Consider the following 25,375-nt stretch of genomic DNA (forward strand, 5'->3'; position numbering starts at 1 on the left):
ATGCGGTAGGATGATTATTGAAAATACACTTTTTTATTCGATATCGTTCTTATTTTTCAATTTTGCATTAACAAAAAAAGAGGCAAAACAAGATATGATCTCTTTTTATTGCTAATACTTTTACTATGTATATATATTTATAAAAATAATTAATAAATCAAATTTTAAAGATTTCTTGTCAAAACAACTTGAAAGCATAGAATAGTGTACAATTGACTAAAAAGAAAAGAAAAAACTTTTTTTGTCTACCACTATGAGCAAGCAATGGAATAAAATAGAAAAAGGAAAAGAAGGAAACGGTATTATAAGCGAAAAAAGGAGAAAATGAGGTTATTAAATCCTCAACTTTCTGGAAAAGTTTGAATGGCTAACACTTCACGGAATTCTCTTCCCCTATTGGTAATCGATGGTTATAACGTAATTCATGCATGGAATGATCTTAAGGTTGCTCAAAGGCAAAGCTTAAGAAAAGCTAGAGAGCTCCTGATCGAAAGGCTTTCTATTCTGCATTATTTAGAGATTTATCAAGTGGTCCTTGTTTTTGATGGAAAAAGTCCCGAACCGGTAGCTATTCCTCCCGTTTCAGATGATTTTATCGTTGTTTTCTCTCCCAAGGGCATGAGTGCAGATGGGCTTATTGAAAAATACGTGAATGAATCGGTGGCTCGTAGGCAAGTAACGGTTGTGACGAGTGATCTTGAAGAAAAACGACAAGTCGAATCTATGGGAGCTTTCTGTATGAGTCCAGAATGGCTTCAACAGGAAATAGCATATCGGCAAGAAGATTTCAAGATACTCTTAGAAAAGGTCCACCATAATAGCCGACTCTAAAAGCAAATGGCTTATATTTTTTTGTAAACGGTTGATCTCATTTTCTCGTTAATACATAGAACAAAGAAACAAATGATGAGACGGGTACTTTCTGGAATTCAACCCTCGGGGTTTCTGCATATTGGTAATTATTTTGGAATGATTAAGCGGGCAATAGAATGGCAAGACAAAGCCGAAACGCTTTATTTTATAGCTGATTATCATGCCTTAACGTCCATAAAAGATCCACAACACCTCTCTCAATACGTTAGAAAAATAGCCATGGCCTTTTTGGCCTGTGGTCTTGACCCAGCAAAGTCTATATTTTTTAGGCAAAGCGCCATACCAGAAGTCCACGAGCTTGCCTGGATCCTTTCTTCCATCACCCCTTTTGGATTACTAGAAAGATCGCACAGTTTCAAAGATAAAGTCGCCAAGGGCCTTTCCCCCACCGTGGCTCTTTTTTCTTATCCGGTACTGATGACAGCGGATATCCTACTGTATCAGTCCGAAATTATCCCGGTGGGACAAGATCAAAAACAGCACCTCGAAATCGCCCGGGACATAGCCAAAAAATTCAACAATACCTTTGGCGAGGTCTTCCGAATCCCAGAACCAGACATACAGGAAGAAGTAGCTATTATCCCTGGAATAGACGGCCAGAAAATGTCCAAGTCTTACAATAACACTCTTGAAATTTTTGGAGATCTCGAAGAATTTAAACGAAGGGTCATGAGCATTAAAACAGATTCTACCCCCATCGAAGCTCCCAAGCCAACCAAAGGATCCATCCTGGTAGCGCTTTATAAGCTCGTTGCCACGGACTCAGAATACCAGGAGTTTATTGCAAGTATGGAAAAAGGGGGGCATGGATATGCTTATTATAAAAAGCTGCTCCTTGAAAAACTCCTTGCCTATTTTCAACCTATTCGAGAAAGGTACAAAGAGCTAGAAGAAAAACCAGGCTATGTTGAGGAAGTGCTTGCTGATGGGGCCTACAAAGCAAGGATGATTGCTCAAGAAACGTTAACAAAAGCAAGACGTGCGGTTGGACTGCTCGATTAATTCATTGAATACAATGGGCATAGACATTTTCCGGACTCAATTAGAAAAGATCGACAATAGGATTCTGAAGTTTCTGAATCTACGGATGAAACTTGCCCAGGAGATTGGAGAAAAAAAAAAGTCCTGCGGCTATCCTATTCTTGATACTTATAGAGAAGATAGGTATCTAAAAAATCTGAAAGCCCTCAACCGAGGGCCATTGCGGGATAATAATCTGGAAGGAATCTACCGAGAAATCTTTTCTTCTTCACGCAGTCAGCAAGGGGGATTAAAAATAGGCTGTCCAGAAAGCCACTTTCTTTCTTGTCTCCTTGCTTCTCTTTTTAGATTTGGGTCGAGTAGTATTTTTGTCCCCATTTCGATGCACTCTACACAAACAAGGGACGGGAAAGAGCCAGAGGTAGACATAATCGTAATTTCGATCCATCTCCTACTAAAAAAGCTCCAAGAAGATCGGTCCTTTCTTGTTTCCTTTCTTCCCTCTTTTTCGCTAGGGGGTGAAATCGACCTTTCTCCTATTCTCTCTTCTCAGTCGGTGGATAACCCATATTTCTTTTTCCAAAAACATGCGACTCCAAAAGAAAATGCCGATTCGTTAAAAACGGTCTTTCTTCTTGGAGGCATGTTTCCCCATGAAACTTTTCTGTGGGTAGAGAATCAAAAAGGAAAAGTTCTTTACTGCAGCGTAGATGCTAACAATCCGAAGAATTCTTTTTATCTTTGTGAAAAAACGGCAAAAGAACCAGACAAGGAAAGTATCGAATATTTATGGAAAAAATTTACAGACAATAATGGCTGGATAATTTTGATAGGCAGCTATCCTGTGTAATTGTTCAGAAGAAGCATCAGAATATTATGGATTTTGAAGAGTTACCCAAAAACGCGGATAGATACTATTTCAGTTCTCCAGCTAAGGGGAAACTCAAGGATGCTAACAGTCAGTCCAAAGGCTCATCTCCAAGAAAAGTAGGTCCAAGAAATCTTCTCCCTCCCCATCTTTCTATCCAAAATAAAAAACATCCACCTCCAAGAAAACTAGGCTTTGCTCCTACCAGTCATCCTCCTACTGAAGCTTCCACTACGTCTTCCTCAACGGCTTCTACGACAGGAAAAATCTCTTTTCCTTCCCATACTAACCATTCTAGCTTTGCTTCGACATCCCCTAAATTTCCCAAAGGACCAGACAATAAACGACAAAGCCCCCCGGATTTTATCTTAGATCGGGAAATAAGAAAAGTTCACCCCCCTCCTAAATATGCCACTTCAAAACCCCTAAGCCCGACCAATCTAATAAGGAAATAACCAAGCCATCCACTTTTTCATCACGAAGAAAGTGGATTAGCATTCTTTTGCGGATTTTTCTCTATATTGGGATTTTGGCTGCTGGCGTAGGGGCGTATTACTCCTTGAGAGAAACTCGGATCGAAGGATGGGTAGCAGTCAAAGACATCACCTTACCCAACGAAATCTATCTTGTTTATGACTTTTCTGGAGACATCAAAGCCTTAAGAGACAATTACCTCACGACTATTGGCCCTTGCCAGGAAGACATCCAGAACAAAAAGGAAAATCTAAAAAAAGCAAGAACGGACATCACTGCACTGAATGAAAGACTGAGGCTATTAAAGCAGCAGGAACAAGTAGCCGAAACAGAAATTCAAGTTGTTGCTAAAGAGTATCAAGAAAAAGCCGATCATCTCTGGAAGAACGAAGGTGTGCTGCTCGACCAAGAATATGATAAAAAACTGGCCGAATTAGAAGACCGTTTCAAAGAAAGAGCTCAGCAATTAGGAATCGATTTTACTATTTCTTCTGCGGAGGCACGCTCTCCAGAAGCTTGGGTTAATGCCTATAATCTTGCCTTATATAATCCTCCCCCTGAAATAGACCCTGCCAAAGAACGCTTATGGGCTGAAGAAGAACTTAAAAAATGGCATAATTTTGAAAAAGAAAACGAGGCTAAACGCGAAGAACTAAAAAGACTGACCAAAGAAATTCAATCTGAAGTTGGACCTAAGATTCAAGCATTGCGGGAACAGATCCTCCGTCTTCAATCCAGAATTAAGGACAGCGAGTTGGAGATAGCTCCACTAGAACAAGAATATGCTAACAATGAGAGGGAGCTTTTAGAGGCCGAAGAGACGGAAAGAAAAATAAAAGAGCGTTTCTTGAAGGATCTAGAAAAAATACCAACCAATAGCATCAGAGAAAAAATTCCGCTCAGTAAGGATGGCCACTTTGAATGGAGAAGACTAGATCAAAATCCAAAAATTCCTCCAGGCCGCTATTTTCTGTGGATAGCCATCAAAAAGGAAGGAAAAGTATGGTGGTCTCTATTTTCTTTTCCAGTCAATGCTTTTTCTCTTACAGAAATTATTGTCCTTCCTGAAAGCTTCATTCCTATTGATTCCCTTTTAAAATGAAGGATTTTTTCGAGGGAGCCTTCTTGCTACAAGTGGACTAGCCTAAAGGGCTTGGGGAAGTGATTGATTTTTAGCAATGATTCCTAATCTTTGAAAATTCTCTTTTAAATCTAAAACGGAAGGTTGTCCAAGGGCAGCAGGTTTGTCAATATACCCATAGACAAGTCGAGATCCTAAGGCTGACAAAACAATTCTTGAAAGATGGGAAAATTCGCCAATACCCATTAAAGACCACGGAATTTTAGGATAAGAAAAGAAAAGTTCTGTCAACTGCTTGAGTTGCCTGAGGTTCTCAATTCTTACGGCAACCTTTAGAAAATCTGGATCGAGTAATTTTATGTCTGGAAGAGAAGCAATAAGCTTGTCTAAATCTATAAACTCAGACAAAGAATGAATGGAGAAGATAATTTTTTCCCTCCATTTTTATAAAGCGAATAAATTGGAGAGAGCTTTGAGTATTCTTGCCACTCCAAATCCACGCAATCGACATAAGGAAAAAATTTCTCAAACAGTTCGCTCCTTTCACAATCAGAGAGTTCGAGCATCCCCCCTTCTTTTTTAGATCTAATCGTAAGCAAAACAGGTAGGGAACGCTCTTGGAGAGATCTTTGTAATGCAGCGATTCCTTCTGTAAAATTCAATTCTAGGAGAATGGAGTCCAGTCGGTACTCAATCAGATCAATAGGAAGATGATTGGAATAGGTGGCTTTCACACCATATTGGGTAGATATGGTTCCAACAACAATCAAAGGTTTTTGAGTTGGAAAGAAAGGTTGATTCATCTAAAAAATAATGTAAGAATAATTGCAGACAAAATTAATGTAAATTTTCTTTTTAAAGGTTCTGAAAATGGTGTTATGAAGGACATAGGATATCAGCAAAATTTCCCCTTTTTAAGAGGGATTCTCGCAATTATTAATAGTAAATCTTACTAACCTAACTTTTTTTGAATGAACCTAAATCCGAATTCTATTCAACCATCTACCGAAGTGGTTTCTAAAAATTCTCCTCGTTTATTGGAAGGGGGAAAACGCTTCCAACAAAAGACTTTTTCTATTATTCGATCCTTTTCTTCTATCTTCAGCAACGACATTGGCATCGATCTAGGCACCGCCAATACCCTTGTGTATATCCGTGGCAAAGGGATCGTCATGAGGGAACCAACGGTCGTAGCTGTCTATCAAGGAACAAAAAATGTCCTAGCGGTTGGAGAAGAAGCCAAAAGAATGCTTGGCAGAACGCCTGGGAACATAACAGCGGTGCGGCCACTAAAAGATGGAGTCATTACCGATTTCCATCTGACTGAGTCGATGCTCAAGGCGTTTATTCACAAAGTACAATCGCATTTTCATCTTCGCAGACCAAGAGTCGTAGTGGCTGTTCCAAGCGGCATTACAGAAGTAGAAAGAAGGGCTGTTCAAGAGTCTGCAAAGCATGCCGGAGCCCGGGAAGTGTTTTTGGTTGAAGAGCCAATGGCTGCTGCCATTGGGGTTGGACTTCCCGTCCATGAAGCTTCAGGCAACATGATCATCGATATTGGAGGGGGAACCACAGAAGTTGCGATTATATCCCTTTCTGGAATTGTGTATAGCCGAAGCGTTCGGGTGGCTGGTGATGAAATGGATGAGGCCATCGTTAACTATTTACGGAGAGCCTATAATCTTATGATTGGAGAAAGAACCGCTGAAGAAATCAAAATTAAGATCGGTTCAGCATATCCTTTAGAGAAAGAAACTATAATGGAGGTAAGAGGAAGGGATTTAGTAGCAGGTCTTCCAAAGACCTTAACGATAACTTCCCAAGAGGTAAGAGAAGCTATGATGGATCCGATATCGGTTATTGTGGAATCGGTACGGGTGACTCTGGAAAGATGTCCTCCTGAACTATCTGCAGACCTGGTGGAGCGGGGCATAGTTCTTGCTGGAGGAGGAGCTCTGTTACGGGGGATTGATAGGCTTTTGGCTGAAGAAACCGCTCTGCCTGTCTATATCGCTGAAGACCCGCTGAGCGCTGTGGCAGAAGGGACTGGTAAAATACTTGAAGAGTATCAATATCTTCATAAAATCGCCAAATCGGCAATGACTTAACTAGTAATGGCTCCTTGAAACTTCCTTTTTTTCGAATGCGAAAAACTACCGTAGAAAAAGACGACTCCTCCCTGTTCGAGGAAAAAGAACAAACTGCTTTTTCTAAAATCGCTTATCATCGGGCAGGAATCTTTATATTTTTAGGGGCTCTTTTTCTAGTATTTATTGGGTTGGTTCTGCCCAAACCGTGGCAACAAACCATCCATAAATATGGATTGGAACTATTTTCCCCTGTGATTTGGATATGGGATAAAACGGTCAAGACGATCGATGACTATACGTCCAGTCTCAAGACACTTGATCAAGTCCAGTTAGAACTCAAAGAGCTGAAAGCCAAAAATGCGCAACTAGCCATGGAAAACAGCTACCTAACCCACTTGCGCCAGGAAAACGAAAGATTAAAAGAAATGCTTTCCTTTCGCCATGCTTCTAGGTATAGGCTTCTAGCCTGCCGGGTCATCAGTCGGGATCCAACCAATTGGTGGAATGATCTGTTGATAGATGTCGGGTGGGCTGACGACAACGAGCTTTATTCCGATTTGCCAGTGGTCACGCCTCGTGGGGTGGTCGGGAAAACAGGTATTGTAGCAAGGCACACCACTGAAGTTATTCTCTTGACCAATGAGAATTGTAAAATTTCAGCGATGACAGAAGTATCTAAAGATCAGGGTCTTGTGGTAGGGGCTGGGACAAACGGAGAAAATAAACCATATTCTCGGATGATCTATCTGCCAAGGAATAGTCAGGTAGGAGTTGGAGAAAGGGTCTTAACCAGTGGCTTAGGTGGCGTTTTCCCTCCAGGCCTATACATTGGCAGCGTCATTCAGCTGGAACCCCTTGATGCGTCTCATAATTTTGGACTCTACCGGGAGGTCATCCTCGATACCGGGGTGGATCTCACACAACTTAATGAGTTATTTGTCATCCTCGTTGGGAAAAGGGAATAGCAAAAAGTGAATCAGTCATTTTAAACGCGCATGCTTGTAATCTTTCTTTTATTTCTTTTTATCGGCTTTCTTTCTATATTCGGACAAATGATTCTGCCAGATCTCCCTTTCTTTTATGCTAAACCCGAAATCAGCGCTCTGTTTGTCATTTATTTTACTCTCAGAATGCCCTTTTTTTATGCTTTTGGCTTTTCTCTCTATACAGGAATATTATCCGATCTCCTCATCCCTGGTATTTTTGGAACCACTACCCTCAGCCTTATCCTGCTTTTTCTATTTATAAGTGTTCTTAAACCACTTTTTGAAAAAATAGGAAACTATTGGATGTTTCCTCTTTATGTATCTGTAGGGGTATTTTTCTACTCTTTGATAAGCTATTTACTTTTTGAATTGGAAAACCATCAGTGGCACTGGTCTTTAGAACCTTTGACAAAATGCGTATCGATTTCTTTTCTTAGTGCTCTGCTATCGATTCCTCTCTTTCTAATTATGGACCTTATCTTTGTTCTCCTTAAAATTTCTCCTTCACAAGAAGAATTTTTTCCCTCTTTTTTTAAAAAAAATAGTAATTTATCTTAGAAAAGGGTTTTTGATCCAATAGCCTCTTACCATGACAAGTACTCCTCCAGGTATACGCCATTCCGTTCGACTGCGGATCGCCTTGCTTGCTCTTGCTGTCATTGTCGCTATGGGAATCCTTTTAACCAGATTATGGATTTTACAGATCTACGAAGGCAAAGCCTATGCGTCAAAACTAAGGAATCAAACGACAATTTCCTTGCGTCTCGCAGGAGCCCGAGGACCTATCTTGGATAAAAATGGCGTTGGACTGGCTGAAAATAGAGCGATGTTTGAAATCGATCTTTATCTAGACGAGCTTGTCCGAGATTTTCCCCGAAGACACAAGGGAAAAACGCCAAGGATTGAAGTCCAAAGAATGATGGGGGGAATCTTGTTCTCAGAAAAGAACCAGACATTTACAAAATCGTCATGACAGACTTAGCTCCCATTCTTAAAGCTCTACGTCTAGCTGTAAAATTGGATCCCAAAGAACTGCAAAGGCATTATTTTACGAGCCCTTCGGTTCCATATTCATTAAGAACAGACCTAGATTATGCTACAGTCGCTCGATTTGAAGAACAAAACTTAGGGGTTCCTGGCATAGATATCGCTGTCAAACCTATTAGGTATTATAATTATGGGGCCTTAGCATCGCATGTGATAGGCTATGTAGCTGCTCCGGATGATAAAGAAAAGGTATCCCCAGATGGGATCGCTCTGGATATGGTGGGGAAGTGGGGCATTGAGAGGTATATGGATGGCCAGCTTCAGGGAAAACCAGGAGGCAGAATCCTCAAAGTGAATTACCGCGGCTATATCGTCAATGAAGAAAGTTATATCCCCCCTCAATTAGGAGATTGCGTGTATTTAAGCCTAGATACGAGGATCCAGTATATCGTTGAGACCGCACTGCGTTCTGTCGGCCGAGGAGCAGCTGTGGTAGTGGATCCTAACACCGGGGATATTCTAGCGATGTGCTCTGTCCCGAATTTTGATCCCAATGACTTCATTCCAAAAATATCCCAAGAAAACTGGCAAAAGCTAACAACCGACCCCACCAATCCTCTGGTGAATAGAGCTATTTCTTCCTATCCTCCAGGTTCTACCTTCAAACTGCTCATTGCCCTAGCTGCATTGAAATCTGGAGCTATTACCCCTAAAACGGTCATCAATTCCCCTGCGGCAATAGATATTGGCGGCCATTTGTTTCATGATTGGACGAAAACCGGCCGTGGGAATATCACCCTTTATGATGGGATCCGGTATTCGTGTAATACCTTTTTTTATCAAGTGGGTATAAGGACAGGGATCCAGAACATAGAACAAATGGCTAATGCAGCGGGATTTGGACAGCTTACAGGCATTCCTTTACCAGGGGAATCCCCAGGAATCGTTCCTGGTCCAGAGTGGATGAAACAAAAATATCCCATGGAAAGATGGTCTACCGCGCATACCGCCAATGTTTCTATTGGCCAAGGCTTTTTGCAAGTGACGCCACTTCAGATGGCCCTTTTTGTGGCTGCTATTGCCAACGGTGGAACCCTTTTCTATCCAAGAATCGTTCAAGGCGTTTCTAATAATAAAGGAGAAATTAAGATTGCCGTGCCTTCACGGGTTCATTCTCAGCTTGACGTCAGTCCACAAGATTTAGAAGCCGTTAAATCGGCGATGCTTGGAGTGGTCGAAGAGGGCACAGGAGCCAACGCGAAGATCGAAGGTATCAAGGTAGCCGGGAAAACCGGTTCTGCCCAAGCGACTAAAAAATTAAACGGCAAACTCTACAAAGACACCCGAGCTTGGTTTGTAGGCTTTGCTCCTTATGAATCTCCACGTTATGCTTTCTGCATTCTTGTTGAAGGAGGAGTGAGCGGAGGAGCCACGGCTGCTCCTATTGCAAAAAAAATTCTCGAAGGCATATTTGACATTGAAAAAGGACATAACCCTACTTTAACTTACTTAAAACCAGCTATTGGCAATTTCAATGGGCTTACCGAGTTTACCAAAGAGCAAACTGGTTCTTCCCAACCTAAGCCTCCACCTGAGAATCAGTCAGGTCAAAACGATGATGATGATTGACGATGGACAACGACTTCTACAGTAACGAGAATGCTCCAAAGAAAAAACCAAAAGAATTTGGCTTTTTTGATAAGTTTTTCAAATTCGATTGGTTTTTGTTTCTCATTGTTTTAGCTCTGTCTTTTTTTGGCATAGCTGTCATTTATAGCGCTACTTATTCAAGTCCTAGTGCTGAATTTCGCAATGCTCCCTTTTCCCAATTTCTCTGGCTTATGTTAGGATTGGTGATTTTTTTTATCGTTTCGTTCACTGATTACCATTTCTTAGTCAAATGGAGTTGGATTCTTCTTTTGTTAACTCTTCCTCTATTGGTTCTTGTGCTATTGATTGGCCAAACAGTCAATGGAGCCAAAAGCTGGCTTCGATTTGGCCCCATAGGCATAGAACCTGCCGAATTATGCAAACTGGCTTTTATCCTTTTTGGAGGCTTTTGGCTCGATAGATTCAAGCATAGGCCTATGATTTCCTTTCTCACTTTGTGTTTTGTAGTACTTATTCCTTTTGTGCTCATTTTAAAACAACCCGCTCTGGGTTCAGCAGGTGTTTTCATTCCTATTCTTTTTGCCCAGCTATTTATAGGTGGGCTCAAAAAAAGATATCTTGCCATTCCTTTAATATTGATCCTGGCCGTTCTTTTATACGCCTATATAGGTGTTTCGCATCTTGGATGGGACATTCCTGGGTTAAAACCTTATCAAATGAACCGGATCAGAACTTTTTTTGATCCAAATCTTGATCCCCTAGGCTCTGGCTGGACAATCAATCAATCCTTGATTGCCATAGGGTCTGGAAGTTTTTCGGGCAAAGGGTTCCTTAAAGGTACGCAAAACATGCTCGGTTTCCTTCCTAAAAATATTGCTTATAATGATTTTATATTCTCAGTGATAGGAGAAGAATGGGGATTTGTTGGAGGAAGTGCGGTTATAATCGGAGAAGGCATCATGCTTTTGTTATGCTTACGAGCCGCCTTTTATGCCAAAGATTTAGTGGGGTCGCTGGTAGCTGGAGGGGTAGCTGCTATGCTCTTTACCCATATTTTTGTTAATATTGGTATGACCATAAAAGTTGTCCCCATTACAGGAATCCCCTTGCCTTTTATCAGTTATGGAGGAACTTTTTTAATAATTTGTTTAATAGGACTTGGTCTTGTAGAAAGTATATGGATTCGACGCAACTTGAAGTAATTATTTTTTATTCTCTCTTTTTGATATTTTTTAGTCCTACTTCACCTATATCTTTTTTTTATCAACCTTTAGCCTGTCCTGACTCATCAAGCCAATCGAGTCAGACTAATGGAGAGTTTCAACATGATTTTCGATCGCATTCGTCGTCTAGTTCGGCATTCAAACAAAAGATCCAACAAAGAAATTGCCATAAGTTGTGAGCCCCTTGAAAGGCGGGTGGCCTTACTGGAAGATGGCCTTCTCGAGGAGTTCGCCATTGAAAGAGGAAGCCAAAAGGAGATCGCTTCAAATATCTATAAAGGCAGAGTAAACAATGTGGATCTAGGACTCAAAGCCCTTTTTGTGGATATTGGGATTGGGAAAAATGCCTTTTTGCATTTTTGGGATGCGATTCCTGCGGCTCTTGATGTGGGCGTAGAACTTTTCGAAAGAAAAGGCACAAAGTCAAAGGTGCGCCCTATCCGTGCTGAAGATATTCCTAATATTTATCCACCTGGCTCCGAAGTTGTCGTACAAGTCACAAAAGGCCCCATCGGTACAAAAGGACCGCGGGTCACGACGAACATAACCCTTGCTGGCAGATACCTTGTGTTGATGCCTTTTAATGAACAGTTCGGCATTTCGAGGAAAATCGAAGACCCCAAGGAGCGAGTACGACTCAGGAAAATCTTAAACGAACTGCGTATTCCAGAAGGCATGGGATTGATCATAAGAACAGTCGGAGAAGGTCAAAAGACACGGTATTTTATCAGGGATTTGGCTATTCTTCTCCAAAAATGGAATGAAATAGAAAGAAAAATGAAGGAATACCCCGCCCCTGTCTTACTTTATATGGAACCTGATCTCATTGAACGAACGGTTAGGGATTTCCTGACAGATGACGTCGAAAAGATTTATGTCGACAACGAGCAGGAAGTCAAGCGGATAAAAGACCTAGTCGCAGCGATTTCCAAGAGATCCCAAAGGAAAATCATCTATTATAACGAACCCATTCCGCTTTTTGAAAAATTAAACATCGAACGACAAATCGACACCGCTTTTATGCGTAAGGTAGAACTGCCCAGTGGCGGATATATTATCATTGATGAGACCGAAGCTCTTGTGGCTATAGATGTGAACACAGGGAAAGCAAAAATGGGGAAAGATCAGGATAATACTATTCTTAAGACCAACATCGAAGCTGCCAAAGAAATATCCAGACAACTTCGCCTTCGGAACATTGGGGGGTTGGTTGTCATCGATTTCATCGACATGAAATCTCGCAAAGAACAGCATCAAGTCTTTGAACAGCTAAAAGAATGCATTAGGAAGGATAGAGCAAAAATAAATGTTCTGCCGATTTCCGCATTTGGTCTTGTAGAAATGACAAGGCAAAGGGTTCAAGAAAGCATTTGGCATTCCCTTTATATTCCCTGCCCGCATTGTCATGGCAGAGGAATGGTCAAATCACCAGAGACCATGAGCATTGAAATCCAAAGGGCCATTAATAGGGTTATCAGGTTGCATCCGGAAGTAAAAGAGCTACGGGTGATTTTAAACAGTGATGTGTTAGATCGATTGAAATCAGAAGATGAAGAACTGCTTGTAGACTTAGAGAGAAGAATGCAAGGAAAACTCTATTTTCGAACAGATCCTCGGATCAATTATGAAGAGTTTAAAATTCAAAACGCTATCACTGGGGAAGATATTACCTGACTCAGTAAAAAAGACAGGCCCAAACAAATGGTGGTTTTTTAAGGTAGAGAAGGCTCATGCTTTTGGACATGGAGCTCTTGTAATGGAAGTGTGGTCTTTCTTGTTATTTATTATCTGGACAATTAGGTGGGAAGGATGATTGGCTTTTCAGTTCTGAGAGTATTTTTAAAAGTAAAAAATTTGTTTTTTCTCAGTCGATTTTATCCTCAGAAACCATTATAATATTTTAGTTTTATTTTATAAAATAAGGACTTTTGCACGATTTATAAGAAATTCCCATGTTGGATATCAATCTCATTAGGCATAATCTTTTAGAAACTAAACTCAAGCTTTCCTCTCGCGCCAAGGGATTGGCTCCCCTCGTAGATGAGATCTATGCCCTCGATTCTAAGAAACGAAGTCTACAGGCTGAAATCGAAAAATGGCGTGCTTTAAGAAACAAACAAAGTAAAGAAATAGGTTTAAAAAAACTGCAGGGAGAAAAAGTCGAAGAGGAGTTTGTAGCCTTAAAAGAAATTGGTTCTAAAATTGAAGAAAAGGAAAAAGAGCTTGCGAATTTAGAAACCCAGCTCAATGCCCTGCTTCTTTCTCTGCCTAACCTTCCCCATGAATCTGTTCCATGCGGTGGCAGTGAAGCCAACCTAGTCGTAAGAACTTGGGGAGAACCACCCCAACTTAACTTTCCCTTGAAAACGCACTGGGAATTAGGCAAAGAACTTGGAATACTGGACTTAGAAAGAAGTGCAAAACTCTCTGGGAGCGGTTTTTCTCTTTTTTTAGGCAAGGGGGCCAAGTTACAAAGGGCTCTTATCCATTTCATGCTTGAAATGCATACTCAAAACCACGGGTATAAAGAAGTGTGGCCTCCTTATTTGGTGAGAGAAGCCTGTATGATGGGAACAGGCCATCTGCCAAAATTTGCCAATGATATGTATTCGATCAATAATGATGGCCTCTATCTAATTCCTACTGGCGAGGTCCCTTTAACCAATTTACATAGAGAAGAAATCTTGCCTGAATCTTCTCTGCCTTTACGCTATGTGGCTTATACTCCTTGTTTTCGGTTAGAAGCTGGTAGCGCAGGAAAAGACACAAGAGGGATACTACGGCTCCATCAATTCGACAAAGTCGAGCTGGTGCAGATTACCAAACCGGAGGATTCTTATGGAGCTTTAGAAGAAATGGTCAAGCATGCCGAAAACGTGCTCCAAGCTTTGAACCTTTGCTACCGGGTCGTATTACTTGCTTCTGAAGACATGGGCTTTGGAGCAGCCAAATGCTATGATATAGAAGTTTGGGCTGCTGGTATTCAAAACTGGCTTGAAATATCTTCGGTGAGCAATTTGGAAAATTTCCAAGCTAGAAGAATGAACTTAAGATACAAATCCTCCAGTGGCAAAAATATATTGTGCCATACTTTAAATGGATCTGGCACAGCGCTCCCAAGGCTTGTAGCAGCTATTTTAGAAAACAATCAAAAAGAAGACGGCCGGGTGTTGATTCCAGAAAAAATTAGGGCTTATTTTGGAGAAGAATGTTTATGAAGTCAAAAGTTAAAATTTTAGTTCTTTTTCTTGGAACCTGTCTTTTGTGGGGACTTTTCGATAAGCTTCCTGCCTATGGGGATCTTACAGAGTCCCAATGTGCTAAAGTAGCAAAAACGGTAGCTTCGCTTCTGCAACAAGCGCATTTTTCGCAAAAGCCAGCTGATGAGAAATTATCCCAAGTCTTTTTAAAAGACTATTTGGATGCACTCGACTTTAGTCACATGGTTTTTCTCCAATCTGATATTGATGAATTCAATGAAAAATATGGGAAAAAACTTTTCGACTACATCTACCAAGAGGACCTTACCCCTGCCTTTGACATCTATTCTAGATACATCCATAGACTGACTGAAAGAGAAAGTTTAATTGAAGGGCTCTTGGCTACGCCTCATGACTTTACCAAAGATGAATATTATCAAACAGATAGATCTAAAATGCCCTGGCCAAAAACAGAAGAGGAAGCCAAGGATTTATGGCGAAAAAGAATCAAATTTGAGCTGCTCCAAGGCAAACTGGCTAATGAAAAACCCGAACAAACAAAAAAGACCATATCGAGAAGATACGCCAGGCTTCTCAAAGAAATGCGCGAAGCCGACTCCGAAGAAATTCTTGATTACTATCTTAATGCCCTAACCCATGCCTATGACCCGCATTCGGATTACCAATCGCCAAGCGAAGCAAAAAATTTTGAAATCAATAGCATCAAGCTTTCTCTCACGGGAATCGGTGCCGTTTTAAAATCCGAAGAGGGCTATCCCAAAATCGTTAGCCTCGTTCCTGGAGGCCCTGCAGACCTGGATAAAAGACTCAAGCCAAACGATCGAATCGTGGCCGTGCAGCAGGAAAAAGGAGAGCCTGTTGATGTGGTAGACATGAAGCTGAATAAAGTTGTTGAAATGATTAGAGGAGAAAAGGGCACCAAGGTTACGCTAATAGTGATCCCTGCAGATAGCCCAGATGATTCGGTCAGAAAATCGGTGACCCTCGTCCGAGATGAAGTGAAGCTGAACGAACAGCGAGCCAAAGCCTTCGTGTATGAAAAAACCGAAAAAGATGGGAAAATGGAGCGACTGGGAGTGATACAGCTTCCTGGTTTTTATGAACATGCAAGCGATGATGTTGCCCTTTTGATAAAAAGACTAGAGAAAGAGAAAATTTCTGGCCTTGTGCTCGATCTTAGAAAAAATGGAGGAGGGATGCTGGAAGAAGCCGTCAACATGACGGCGCTGTTTATCAAAGATGGTCCCGTTGTGCAAGTCAAAGACTTCCGGGGTCGAGTCCAACCTTTCCTTATTTCTTCAAACAGGTATTGTTATGGCGGACCCTTAGTGGTTCTTATTAGTCGGTTTAGCGCTTCGGCTTCAGAGATTGTGGCTGCTGCCTTACAAGACTACGGACGAGCAATCATCGTTGGCGATCAAGTGTCTCATGGGAAAGGAACCGTTCAAACTTTAATTTCGTTGTCTGATTTTATGCCATGGGATTTTCATGGGGATCCCGGTAGACTGAAAGTAACCGTTCAAAAATTTTATCGGATCACTGGATTGACGACTCAACAGCATGGGGTCGCCTCTGACATTGTCTTTCCCTCCCTCGATGATTATTTAGAAATCGGTGAATCTTCTTTGCCAAACTACTTACCAGCCGATCAGATTAATCCAATGAATTTTCAAAAAGTAAACACTGGTCTGTCCACCATTGTCCCTGTCCTTCAACGCCGATCGGCACAACGAATTGCTTCTAGCATTGATTTTATCCATTTGAATTCAGAAATTGAGGTATTAAAGAAAAAAATGTCCGAAAAGCTTGTTTCCTTAAACGAAGCTCAAAGGAAAAAAGAAAAAGAAGAATTTGCATTGCTCAAAAAGAATTATGAAACTGCAAGAGCCGAACAGAAATCTTCTTACGATAAAATATACGAATTTGATATTGAGTCAGTAAAGAATCATAAAGAACCAAAAATCATCACAAATACCGTAGAGAAGACAAGTCCTACCACGGATAATTCTCTTGAGGACACAAAAATTTTGGATGAAAAATTCGATGATAGTTTGAATTCATCCCCCAAGAATGATTTTGTGATGCTGGAAACCCTTAATGTTCTGAAAGATTACATTTTTGCTTTGCAAGAACCAAAGAACATTCTTGTGCTAAAAAATGAGAACTCTTAACACCTTTGCCTTGTAATTTCCTTGACAGTACTTTCTTATTTTATTAATTTGCATTCGAGCAATGGCTACGTGTCAGCCAATGTCAAAAAGAAAAACAATGCAATGATATGCTTAAGAAGTCTATTGGCATGATGCGTAGGTCTTATTTATTCTTACAAAATAGTCTTACATGCAAAAAAGGCAGATGATAGATAGCTTATCTCTATGTCATCGACAAATACTATTGAGCTAGAAGGAACGATAGTCGCTATCCTACCAGGGACGATGTTTCGTGTCGAACTCGACAACAAACATCAGGTTTTAGCCCATATTTCTGGGAAAATGAGGAAAAATTTTGTTCGGCTCACCTATGGGGATAGAGTGAAGCTAGAAATGTCTCCTCATGATTTGACAAAAGCAAGAATTTTATATCGCATTGATAGGATTCATCCCCCACCCCCTCCTGCCACACAGAAAAAGCCTCGTCAGAAACAAGTATAGAGAAAAAGTTTTTTGATTATTTAAAGACCAGTTTTTCTGTTTTTGGCATAGCGGGACATGGGGATAAATATGGAACCGATTCCTAGTAAAACAAAAAGAAGATTCTTTTTAAATGTTCTCATGTCTTCTTTTTTTAAAAAGAGAGAAGGAATCGAACATAGGCCCCAATTCCCAAAAGTAAATTCCGGACAAATCTGTTTAACATGGGTAGGACACGCCTCTTTTCTTTTGCAAACCCATAAACATAACATTTTAATTGATCCAAATTGGTCGAATTGGATGCTTATCATTAGGCGACTCAAAAGGGCAGGAATTGCTTTGGATGCTCTCCCATCAATCGACCTTGTCCTTATTACTCATGCACATTTTGATCATTTAAATAAAAAGACTTTGAAAATGATTGCTAAAAATCAGCCTATCATTGTTCCCAAGGGGGTAAAGAACTTAGTGAGAGGCATTGGATTTGAAAAAATTTTAGAAATGAATTGGTGGGAAAAAATAGAAATAGATGGAACCGAAATTACATTTACTCCTGCTAAGCATTGGGGAGCAAGAGTTTTGGCTGATTTCTATCGTGGCTATGGAGGCTATTGCCTCAAATTTGATGGAAGATCTGTCTATCATTGCGGAGATACCGCTTACTTTGAAAAATTTTCAGAAATTGGTGAGCGACTTCACCCAGAAGTTGTTTTGATGCCTATTGGTTCCTATGACCCACCTTCAGGACGTGACGTGCATATTAATCCAGAAAAAGCTGTTCAAGCCTTTCAAGAACTCCGAGGCAAAATAATGATCCCAATGCATTTTGGAACTTATCGAATGAGTTATGAACCTCTCCACGAACCAGCCTATCGGCTCATCATGGCTGCGAAAAAAAAGGGTATTCTCTCACAAGTTTGTTTTCTGAATGAGGGAATTCCTACTATATTGTAACTTTTATAGAGTGAAGAGGGCCGAAAGCCTAATTTCTTTCAAGAAATGGAATGCAAGCAGAGCTTTATGCCTTCCTCAGGTTTTTTGACTTGCAAGCTATCCCTCATGGAGCTAGTATTTCAACATAAACACGCACGTAATCGCCTTTGGACAAGTGGTGCCGTTTCCAAAAGGCAAAAGATTGTTAAGAAAACTACACGAATAATTTAAATTTTGAAATTGGAGCCATAGCTCAATTATTGGTTAGAGCACTGCCCTGTCACGGCAGGGGTTGCGGGTTCGAGCCCCGTTGGCTCCGAGAAATTTTTGGTATTTGGCACATAGTGAAAGGAAGCCTGCAAAGCGCTTATTCTGCCCTTTTTTCAAGATCCATCACTTTATCTATTGAATTTTTAATTGGATGCTTTTGCCTTCTTGCTCCTATTTTTTTCTCTGCAGAATGCTACGCTCAAAATGAAGGACAAGTACTTGTTCGTTGGTATGGTCATGCTTTTGTCTATCTGATTTCTTCTACGGGTGTTCGAGTCGCCATTGATCCTTATGGGGAAGATACTGTTAAATATAAGTTTCCCGATCGACTGCAAGCTGATGTTGTTTTAATTAGTTCTGAATCTGAAGATAGATCAGCCGGTGAAAAACTATTCGGCACCCCACAAATCTTTCGAAGCATAACGGCCGTAGGTCCCAACAATGCACGAGGTCATATTTTCAAAGGCATACAAACCTTTCGTGATAAATCTCAAGGATCCTTACATGGCAAAAATACAGCATTCGTCTTCAAGCTTGACAGAGTCAATTTTGCCCATCTAGGCGATTTAGCCCATCCCCTCAACCAAGACCAGTTAGCCGAATTCGGCAAGGTTGATGTTCTCTTTCTCCCAATTGGTAATGAAACGCTTTCTAACGAAGAATTAGACAAAATAGCCTTGGATCTTGGCGCTCGTATCATAATACCCATCGCTTTTAAAACAAGTCTCAGTGGTGATCTTGACCTCCGTCCTCTAGCTAATTACTTGGAGGGGAAAAAAAATGTGCGTTTTATCGACAGTTCTGAAATAATGGTCAGCCAACTAGACCTTCCTTCAGAACCTTGGATTTATGTCCTCAAAGAGCCATAATTCTGCTACCTACCAATCGTAAGTTTGTTAAACTTTTTTGTGAGCAAAAGTTGAAATTTTTACTTTCTTAAAAAAGATAGAAAAAATAAAAAGGATAGTAGGAACCGATCCCTGTAGCCATAGGAGGTGGTAAGTCTTATTGCTTGTAGGGAGGCTGCCAGTGGGAGAAGCAGCAACCAGGAGCACTGTCCATGAAGTATTGTAGTCCATGAGGTATAGAAGGGCCTAATAATATGGAATCGATATCTTTTTTTTTAAGAGCTTTAGTTGGATATAACAACTTAATATTCCTACAACAATTGGCATTAATGTAAAAAGAAAGGAGAGAAGGTATTGTGAAGGTTCTCGTAGTTGGTGGCGGTGGCAGAGAGCATGCACTCTGTTGGTCATTTAAAAAAGATCCGACTGTAAAAAAGATTTTTGTTGCACCAGGCAATGCTGGGACCGAAGAATTCTGTACTAATCTCCCCATTGGGATCTATGACATGGATAATCTTTTTCATTGGGCTAGGGAAAATCGACCAGATCTCACAGTAGTAGGTCCAGAAGCGCCTCTTTGCGATGGGATTGCCGATAAATTTGAATCAATCGGGCTGAAAATCGTTGGCCCCAAGAAAAGGGCAGCTAGACTAGAAGGCAGTAAAGCATGGACCAAAGAACTTATGGTCCATTACAAAATCCCAACTGCTGAAGCTAGAATCTTTGAAAACCCTATCGATGCCATCCATTTTAGCAAAAGTTTTCATTTTCCCCAAGTTATTAAAGCCGATGGGCTTGCTTCAGGCAAAGGAGTTCTGATTGTTCATGATCCTACTCAGGCTGAAAACTCCATTCGCAAGTTAATGGATCAAAAAATCTTCGGAGCTGCCTGCAAAAAGATTCTTATTGAAGAATTTCTCGAAGGGATAGAGCTTTCGCTTTTTGTCCTTCTGGATGGTCAAAACTATCGGGTTTTGGCAGCGATTCATGACTATAAAAAGGCTTTTGACTTTGACAAAGGTTTGAATACAGGAGGAATGGGTGCCTTTTTCCCAAGTCCAATCTTTGATGCCTCCCTACAGAGTTCTATAGAGAAAAAAATCCTTTTGCCCCTTCTGGAGGCGTTCCAAAAAGAGCAGATTATATATAAAGGCATTCTCTATGCTGGTTTAATGATTACTCGCTTTGGCCCAGCTGTTTTGGAGTTTAATATCAGACTTGGAGATCCTGAGGCTCAGGTTTTGATTCCAGCATTACAAACCTCTTTTTTAGAAATCGCTCAGGCTCTCACAGAAACAAAACTGGAAGCACTAAAGATTCAGTTTAATGAAAACCTTCACTATGTTGGTGTCGTCGTGGCTGCCCAAGGTTATCCGGAACATATTGAAATAGGCAAAGAAATTACCCTCAACGAACAGGGTCTTACTGAGGAGGAACGGAAGCAAAGCTTGTTGTTTCATTCGGGAACAAAAAAGATAGACGGCAGGCTTGTCTCCTCAAGTGGCAGAGTGTTATGTTCGGTAGGCTGGGCTCAATCCCTGGAAGAAGCGAAAAAAATGGCGTATCGTCGAATAGATACCATCCATTTTGAGGGGATGTTCTACAGGAAGGACATCGGCCAACTGCATATTCCTTCGTTCTTTTTAAAGCAGGTTTAGCAAAGGATGAAAAAATACTAATTAGTTTTTCTCAGACATTCGGGATCCACTTGCATCTTTTTAGTACTCTCATTATATATATAGCATGTTCAAGCGTGTATTTCTGTTAATTTTGACCAACATTGCCGTCATCGTTTTACTAACGCTCTTTATATCTATTTTTCATCTGGATCGTTGGTTAACCGCCTATGGAATAGATTATTGGTCGTTATTCCTTTTCTCCTTAGTGGTAGGTTTTACAGGCAGTTTTATTTCGCTGGCCATCTCGAAATGGATGGCTAAAATGGCCTATAACATTCAGGTTATTCAACAGCCATCTAATGAAGCGGAAAGATGGTTGTTGGAAACAGTCAGGGAACTAGCCAACAGGGCCAATATCCCTATGCCCGAAGTCGGCATCTATGAAAGTCCTGAAGTCAACGCCTTTGCGACTGGGCCATCTCGGTCTAATGCCCTGGTAGCAGTCAGCACAGGCATCCTAGAGCATATGAATAAAAAGCAAATCGCTGGGGTGCTCGGCCATGAGATTACTCATATTAGCAATGGCGATATGGTCACAATGACCTTGTTACAAGGGGTAGTGAATACTTTCGTAGTATTTCTTTCTCGGATTATAGGCTTTTTTATAGACCGTCTTTTCAGCCGGAATGATGAAAGAGAATCGATCGGTATCGGTTTTTATATGGGAATGTTTATCTCTGAAATTGTACTAGGTCTTTTAGCTTCCTTTATTGTTGCCTGGTATTCTCGAATGAGGGAATTTCGTGCCGATGCGGGTGGGGCGCATTTGGCAGGTAAAGAGGCTATGCTTTCGGCTCTCAAAAAACTAAAACAGATTATGGAGGGAGAATCGGCTTTTATTGATGAACGAGCGCCCGCCTTAAACACTTTCAAAATCAATGGTCGACCTGGAGGAATCCTTGCTCTTCTGGCCACCCATCCGCCGCTTGAGGAAAGAATTAAAGCTCTAGAAAATCTCCCAGAGGAATAGAAAAAAGAAGGTTTGTAAAAAGCTCTTCCTAAAGAGACGAGGCTACAAAAGAAAATAGTTTACTGCTGCAATAAAAGCCAGAAGTCTTCTTCCTAAAAAAGGGGCAGAACGCTTTATCTCTTATTGTTTAATTTCTCTCGGTCTTAATCGAGGTTAAACGATAAATACTTCGTTTCTAAAAACTCTTTTATACCCCACTGCCCTCCTTCCCTTCCTATTCCAGACTCTTTGATTCCACCGAAAGGAGCTTGACAACAGGAAGGCCTCCCATCGTTTATTCCAACAATTCCAAAACGGAGAGCCTCGGATAGACGAAAAGCTCTTTTGAGATCAGAAGTCATGACATAAGAAGCCAAGCCATAATTGGTGGCATTGGCCCAACTAATAACTTCCCTTTCCATTTCGAAAGGAATGACTGGCAAAACTGGACCAAAAATTTCCTCACTAAGTATTCTTGCCGAGGGATCAGAGACCCAAACAATGGTGGGAGCAAAATACAACCCTTGGGATTTCCCTCCACAGAGAATTTTTCCACCTTTTTCCAAGACATCAGCAAGCAATGAATGAATTTTGTGAAGGGATTGTTCGCCAACCAGCGGACCAATATCGGTACTTGGAAGCAATGGATCTCCGAGGACAAGCTTTTTTGTCTCTTCAACTAGTTTGCTGCAAAAGGGCTCGCTGATCTTTTTTTCGACATAAAGCCTATTGACGGCAACGCACGCTTGTCCTGCATTCCTAAATTTTGCCTGAATGGCTTCTCTAATAGCGGTATCTATGTCGGCATCAGCAAAGACAATCATGGGAGCATTCCCTCCCAACTCTAAAAGAACGCCTTTTAAAGTTTTAGCTGCTTCCCTATAGATAGCCTTCCCTACGGGTATGCTGCCAGTAAATGAAATTTTTCTAATTCTAAAATCATCAAAAAATACCTTACAAAGCCTTTCGGGATTAGCCGTTGGAAGCACTTGTAAAACTCCAGGAGGCCCTCCAGCCTTATCCCAAAGAAAGGCAAGAAAGGTTGCAGTCAATGGACTGTGTTCAGCAGGTTTAATGATGATGGTACACCCGGCGGCAATGGCCGCAGCTGCTTTTCTTGTAACCATTGCAGCTGGGAAATTCCATGGGGTAATGGCTAATACAGGCCCAACAGGTTCATAAAGTACCACGATTCGTTTGGAAGGCATCGGAGCAGGAATAGTCAACCCATAAATACGTTTAGCTTCCTCAGCATACCACCAGACAAAACTAGCAGCATAATCGACTTCCTTTTTTCCTTCTTTAAGAGGCTTCCCCATTTCCAAAGCCATGATTTCAGCCAACTGATTTTTTTCTTCCACAATCAATTGAGCCCAACGCGATAAAATTTGATATCGGGTATCAACCGAAGTAGCTTTCCACAGTTCAAAAGCTTCCTCAGAGGCATCAATTGCTCGAAGAGCTTCCTCTGGACCACAATCAGCAACCAACCCTATAACTCTCCCATCGATAGGACTGATCAGCTCAAAACTATCCAATGTGTCCACCCAGCTGTTCCCTATCTTAGCGAGTTTAATAACTTTTTCATTTGTAAGTTGAGAATACATAATGACTTAGCTTTTAGAAAAAGAATTTCTATTAACAAAAAAGCAAGAACTTATGGGACCGTTACAGGCTTATCCTTTTCAAAAGAATATCGTTCGACCTGAATCCAGCGGTCCCCTTCTTTGACAGGCTCTTTATGGATCTTTACATCTTTAACAATCAGTTTGCCACTTTTTTCATCGAACCAAAAGTCTATGTCATAAAATTTTTCTGGATCGCCTTTTTCGCGAAAATCTGTACAGGCAAAATATTCTTTTCCAGGGATTCTTCTCACTGGATTATGAATTTCAACAAATTCCAAAGGAATATCTTTTCCTGTCTTAGGATCTTTCAAATAAAAGACTCCTCCTCCTTCCTTCAACTTTTGGGCTATATACTCATGAATGGCTGCTTTAACTTCCCAAGCACGCTTTTGTTCATACTCCCCAGGATGTTCTGTAGAGGGTAACCACCACCAAGGAATAGGATTACGCGTTTGTAAAACCCATTTATCTCCTTCCCTCTTTGGAAATTTATATACCCTTATATCCATTAAGAGTAGCTGGGTGCCTTTAGGTTTCCACCAAAAATCGAGTTCATAAGGCTTAGAAGCATCCAAACTATCATGAAATTGAACCGTTGCAAAGTATCCATATCCAGCCAAGGACCGGACCATACGAACTTTTTCATAGACAAGAGAGAGTTCTTGATAAGACACAGGATCGCGAAATTGGAATATGCCATTGGTAGATTTTTCTGATATATATTTTTGAACTTCTCGCTCAATTTCAGCTTTCGTAAATTCAGTTTCCTGGCAAAGTCCATGGCTAGTGCTAAGAGCCAATAGAAAAATAGCGATTAAAACACCTTTTTTCAAAAAATACGCATTCACTTTAATGATCCTTTAGAAATAATGGATGAGCGATCCTAGAGCATTGTCAAGAAATGTTTTCACAGGCAATGACAATTACTAAGTTTTTGTGAACCAATGGTAGAGCATAAAATAGACTAAAACCCCAGTAATGGACACATAAGCCCAGCTAGGCCACAGCAATTTGGTAATCCTGGTATGTTTCTGGAATTGGCCTGTGAGGGCGTAGTAAACAGCAAAAAAAATAGCTGGGAGGTTGACTATGGCAAGGATGGTGTGCGTTGTCAATATCGTAAAATAGACAGGCCTGGACCAATCGTGCCTAGGAAATGGAGTGGCTCCATGATAATAATGGTAAAGAAGATAACAAGTAAGAAAAGCAATAGAGAGGCTCACAGCAATGAGCATCGTCCACTTATGCAGGTCCTGTCTGCCACGTTTAATGGCAATATAGCCAAACAAAAGAAAACAGAAAGTCAGGGCATTTAAGGAAGCATTAATAGCAGGCAAATCTTTTACTTGCATCGAATTGAAGAGTCTTTTCTTCTAGAAGAGAAAAAGCAAGGCAAATGACTTTAAAATCCAGCTCGCTTTGCAGTTTTCTCTTTTCTTATGTTCCTTTGTTCGTCTTTGAAGATTCTTGTAATAAAAGAAGAATATCTATGGAAATATCCCTTGGCGTTTTTTGATTGAGTCCATCATAATATTTCCTAATAAATCCATCCTGGTCTATTAATACAAATTGAGTCGAGTGAAAGAATTTTCCTTCCGCTTGCACTTTATCTTTAGGATTCTCCCCCATCCCCAATGCTAGCCCCTTGACCACAAAATCCTGAACTTCTTGAGGTTTCCCCGTTACAAAGAACCAAAAAGAAGGGTCCGCATGATATCCCTCAGCGTATTTTCTCAAAACAGCTCCAGAATCTTCTTCTGGATCAATAGAAATGGACACTAGCCTTACTCCTTCAATTTTTCCAAGAATACTTTGCAACTGAGACATCCTAAGTGTTTCGGTCGAACAAGGACCAGGACAGTGTGTATAAATGAGATCAGCTACCCAAATTTTCCCCTTTAAGTCGTTGGCAGTTATCGTAACCCCATCGGATCGAACAAAAGAAAAAGGGGGAATTTGCCTAATTTTAGGCATGTTGGACCTCGCTTTCCAGTATTTTACCTGAAAGTAGCTGGATGTTAGGTTCAGGAAAAAGGAAATAGC

Annotated in this window: 25 protein-coding genes and 1 tRNA gene; 20 read left to right on the plus strand and 6 right to left on the minus strand. The window is 40.8% G+C overall.

Annotated features, from left to right (window positions below; genetic code table 11):
• The first annotated feature begins 363 nt into the window (after positions 1 to 363).
• From kam1_RS08055 to kam1_RS08075, 5 genes are all read left to right on the plus strand, one after another.
• A complete protein-coding gene (locus tag kam1_RS08055) occupies positions 364 to 831 on the plus strand; it encodes an NYN domain-containing protein (RefSeq protein WP_039721017.1) in 468 nt (155 codons plus the stop codon).
• 72 nt (positions 832 to 903) lie between these two features.
• Positions 904 to 1,875 (plus strand): tryptophan--tRNA ligase, encoded by a 972-nt coding sequence (gene trpS / locus kam1_RS08060; RefSeq protein ID WP_039721016.1) that lies wholly within the window; start codon positions 904 to 906, stop codon positions 1,873 to 1,875.
• Positions 1,876 to 1,888: 13 nt separating this feature from the next.
• A complete protein-coding gene (locus kam1_RS08065; RefSeq protein WP_143958370.1) occupies positions 1,889 to 2,704 on the plus strand; it encodes a chorismate mutase in 816 nt (271 codons plus the stop codon).
• A gap of 26 nt (positions 2,705 to 2,730) precedes the next feature.
• Positions 2,731 to 3,177: a hypothetical protein gene (locus tag kam1_RS08070; RefSeq protein ID WP_143958371.1), complete on the plus strand. Its 447-nt coding sequence runs from the start codon at positions 2,731 to 2,733 to the stop codon at positions 3,175 to 3,177.
• A gap of 47 nt (positions 3,178 to 3,224) precedes the next feature.
• Positions 3,225 to 4,298, plus strand: coding sequence for a coiled-coil domain-containing protein (locus kam1_RS08075; RefSeq protein WP_143958372.1), 1,074 nt, complete (start codon positions 3,225 to 3,227; stop codon positions 4,296 to 4,298).
• Between the two features lie 42 nt (positions 4,299 to 4,340).
• On the opposite strand, the gene kam1_RS11070 is transcribed toward kam1_RS08075, so the two are convergent.
• Positions 4,341 to 4,685, minus strand: coding sequence for a type I 3-dehydroquinate dehydratase (locus kam1_RS11070; protein ID WP_276507611.1), 345 nt, complete (start codon positions 4,683 to 4,685; stop codon positions 4,341 to 4,343).
• Positions 4,670 to 5,080: a type I 3-dehydroquinate dehydratase gene (locus tag kam1_RS11075; RefSeq protein ID WP_276507612.1), complete on the minus strand. Its 411-nt coding sequence runs from the start codon at positions 5,078 to 5,080 to the stop codon at positions 4,670 to 4,672. Before kam1_RS11075 ends, kam1_RS11070 begins: the two co-directional genes overlap by 16 nt.
• A 168-nt stretch (positions 5,081 to 5,248) precedes the next feature.
• Here kam1_RS11075 and kam1_RS08085 point away from each other — a divergent pair, with 168 nt between their 5' ends.
• The 15 genes from kam1_RS08085 to htpX all read left to right on the plus strand — a co-directional run bounded on the left by kam1_RS08085 (position 5,249) and on the right by htpX (position 21,725).
• On the plus strand, positions 5,249 to 6,385 hold the full coding sequence (locus tag kam1_RS08085) for a rod shape-determining protein (RefSeq protein ID WP_276507613.1): 1,137 nt from the start codon (positions 5,249 to 5,251) through the stop codon (positions 6,383 to 6,385).
• Between the two features lie 35 nt (positions 6,386 to 6,420).
• Positions 6,421 to 7,332, plus strand: a complete 912-nt coding sequence (gene mreC / locus kam1_RS08090) for a rod shape-determining protein MreC (RefSeq protein WP_039721087.1) — start codon at positions 6,421 to 6,423, stop codon at positions 7,330 to 7,332.
• Between the two features lie 30 nt (positions 7,333 to 7,362).
• Positions 7,363 to 7,911 (plus strand): hypothetical protein, encoded by a 549-nt coding sequence (locus tag kam1_RS08095; protein ID WP_143958373.1) that lies wholly within the window; start codon positions 7,363 to 7,365, stop codon positions 7,909 to 7,911.
• Positions 7,912 to 7,942: 31 nt separating this feature from the next.
• Positions 7,943 to 8,326, plus strand: a complete 384-nt coding sequence (locus tag kam1_RS10765) for a hypothetical protein (protein WP_244946028.1) — start codon at positions 7,943 to 7,945, stop codon at positions 8,324 to 8,326.
• Entirely contained in the window at positions 8,323 to 9,969 is a 1,647-nt protein-coding gene (gene mrdA, locus kam1_RS08100; protein WP_244946029.1) for a penicillin-binding protein 2, read from the plus strand. Before kam1_RS10765 ends, mrdA begins: the two co-directional genes overlap by 4 nt.
• Positions 9,970 to 9,971: 2 nt before the next feature.
• On the plus strand, positions 9,972 to 11,153 hold the full coding sequence (gene rodA, locus kam1_RS08105) for a rod shape-determining protein RodA (RefSeq protein ID WP_039721010.1): 1,182 nt from the start codon (positions 9,972 to 9,974) through the stop codon (positions 11,151 to 11,153).
• Positions 11,154 to 11,276: 123 nt separating this feature from the next.
• Positions 11,277 to 12,848 carry an Rne/Rng family ribonuclease gene (locus kam1_RS08110; RefSeq protein WP_039721009.1) on the plus strand — a complete coding sequence of 524 codons (1,572 nt, stop codon included), beginning with the start codon at positions 11,277 to 11,279 and terminating at the stop codon, positions 12,846 to 12,848.
• 278 nt (positions 12,849 to 13,126) lie between these two features.
• Positions 13,127 to 14,392 carry a serine--tRNA ligase gene (gene serS, locus kam1_RS08115; RefSeq protein WP_039721008.1) on the plus strand — a complete coding sequence of 422 codons (1,266 nt, stop codon included), beginning with the start codon at positions 13,127 to 13,129 and terminating at the stop codon, positions 14,390 to 14,392.
• Entirely contained in the window at positions 14,389 to 16,566 is a 2,178-nt protein-coding gene (locus tag kam1_RS08120) for a carboxy terminal-processing peptidase (protein WP_039721086.1), read from the plus strand. The genes serS and kam1_RS08120 overlap by 4 nt, the downstream gene beginning before the upstream one ends.
• A gap of 204 nt (positions 16,567 to 16,770) precedes the next feature.
• Positions 16,771 to 17,046 (plus strand): translation initiation factor IF-1, encoded by a 276-nt coding sequence (infA, locus tag kam1_RS08125; RefSeq protein WP_039721007.1) that lies wholly within the window; start codon positions 16,771 to 16,773, stop codon positions 17,044 to 17,046.
• Positions 17,047 to 17,115: 69 nt separating this feature from the next.
• Positions 17,116 to 17,979 (plus strand): MBL fold metallo-hydrolase, encoded by an 864-nt coding sequence (locus kam1_RS08130; RefSeq protein ID WP_244946030.1) that lies wholly within the window; start codon positions 17,116 to 17,118, stop codon positions 17,977 to 17,979.
• Positions 17,980 to 18,200: 221 nt separating this feature from the next.
• Positions 18,201 to 18,277, plus strand: a tRNA-Asp gene (locus tag kam1_RS08135).
• A 25-nt stretch (positions 18,278 to 18,302) separates the two neighbouring features.
• Positions 18,303 to 19,097 carry an MBL fold metallo-hydrolase gene (locus kam1_RS08140; protein WP_161792025.1) on the plus strand — a complete coding sequence of 265 codons (795 nt, stop codon included), beginning with the start codon at positions 18,303 to 18,305 and terminating at the stop codon, positions 19,095 to 19,097.
• A 335-nt stretch (positions 19,098 to 19,432) separates the two neighbouring features.
• Positions 19,433 to 20,734 (plus strand): phosphoribosylamine--glycine ligase, encoded by a 1,302-nt coding sequence (purD, locus tag kam1_RS08145; RefSeq protein ID WP_039721005.1) that lies wholly within the window; start codon positions 19,433 to 19,435, stop codon positions 20,732 to 20,734.
• Between the two features lie 85 nt (positions 20,735 to 20,819).
• Positions 20,820 to 21,725 carry a protease HtpX gene (gene htpX / locus kam1_RS08150; RefSeq protein WP_039721004.1) on the plus strand — a complete coding sequence of 302 codons (906 nt, stop codon included), beginning with the start codon at positions 20,820 to 20,822 and terminating at the stop codon, positions 21,723 to 21,725.
• 143 nt (positions 21,726 to 21,868) lie between these two features.
• On the opposite strand, the gene kam1_RS08155 is transcribed toward htpX, so the two are convergent.
• The 4 genes from kam1_RS08155 to kam1_RS08170 form a co-directional block, all read right to left on the minus strand.
• The gene (locus kam1_RS08155; RefSeq protein ID WP_052250434.1) at positions 21,869 to 23,311 is read right to left on the minus strand and encodes an NAD-dependent succinate-semialdehyde dehydrogenase; all 1,443 of its coding nucleotides are present in this window, start codon (positions 23,309 to 23,311) and stop codon (positions 21,869 to 21,871) included.
• A gap of 50 nt (positions 23,312 to 23,361) precedes the next feature.
• Positions 23,362 to 24,180: a hypothetical protein gene (locus kam1_RS08160; protein WP_039721003.1), complete on the minus strand. Its 819-nt coding sequence runs from the start codon at positions 24,178 to 24,180 to the stop codon at positions 23,362 to 23,364.
• Positions 24,181 to 24,258: 78 nt separating this feature from the next.
• Positions 24,259 to 24,684: a DUF420 domain-containing protein gene (locus kam1_RS08165; protein WP_039721002.1), complete on the minus strand. Its 426-nt coding sequence runs from the start codon at positions 24,682 to 24,684 to the stop codon at positions 24,259 to 24,261.
• Positions 24,685 to 24,769: 85 nt separating this feature from the next.
• Positions 24,770 to 25,306, minus strand: coding sequence for an SCO family protein (locus kam1_RS08170; protein ID WP_235276933.1), 537 nt, complete (start codon positions 25,304 to 25,306; stop codon positions 24,770 to 24,772).
• Between the last annotated feature and the right edge of the window lie 69 nt (positions 25,307 to 25,375).

It is taken from the genome of Methylacidiphilum kamchatkense Kam1, from assembly GCF_007475525.1.
Lineage (GTDB): Bacteria > Verrucomicrobiota > Verrucomicrobiia > Methylacidiphilales > Methylacidiphilaceae > Methylacidiphilum > Methylacidiphilum kamchatkense.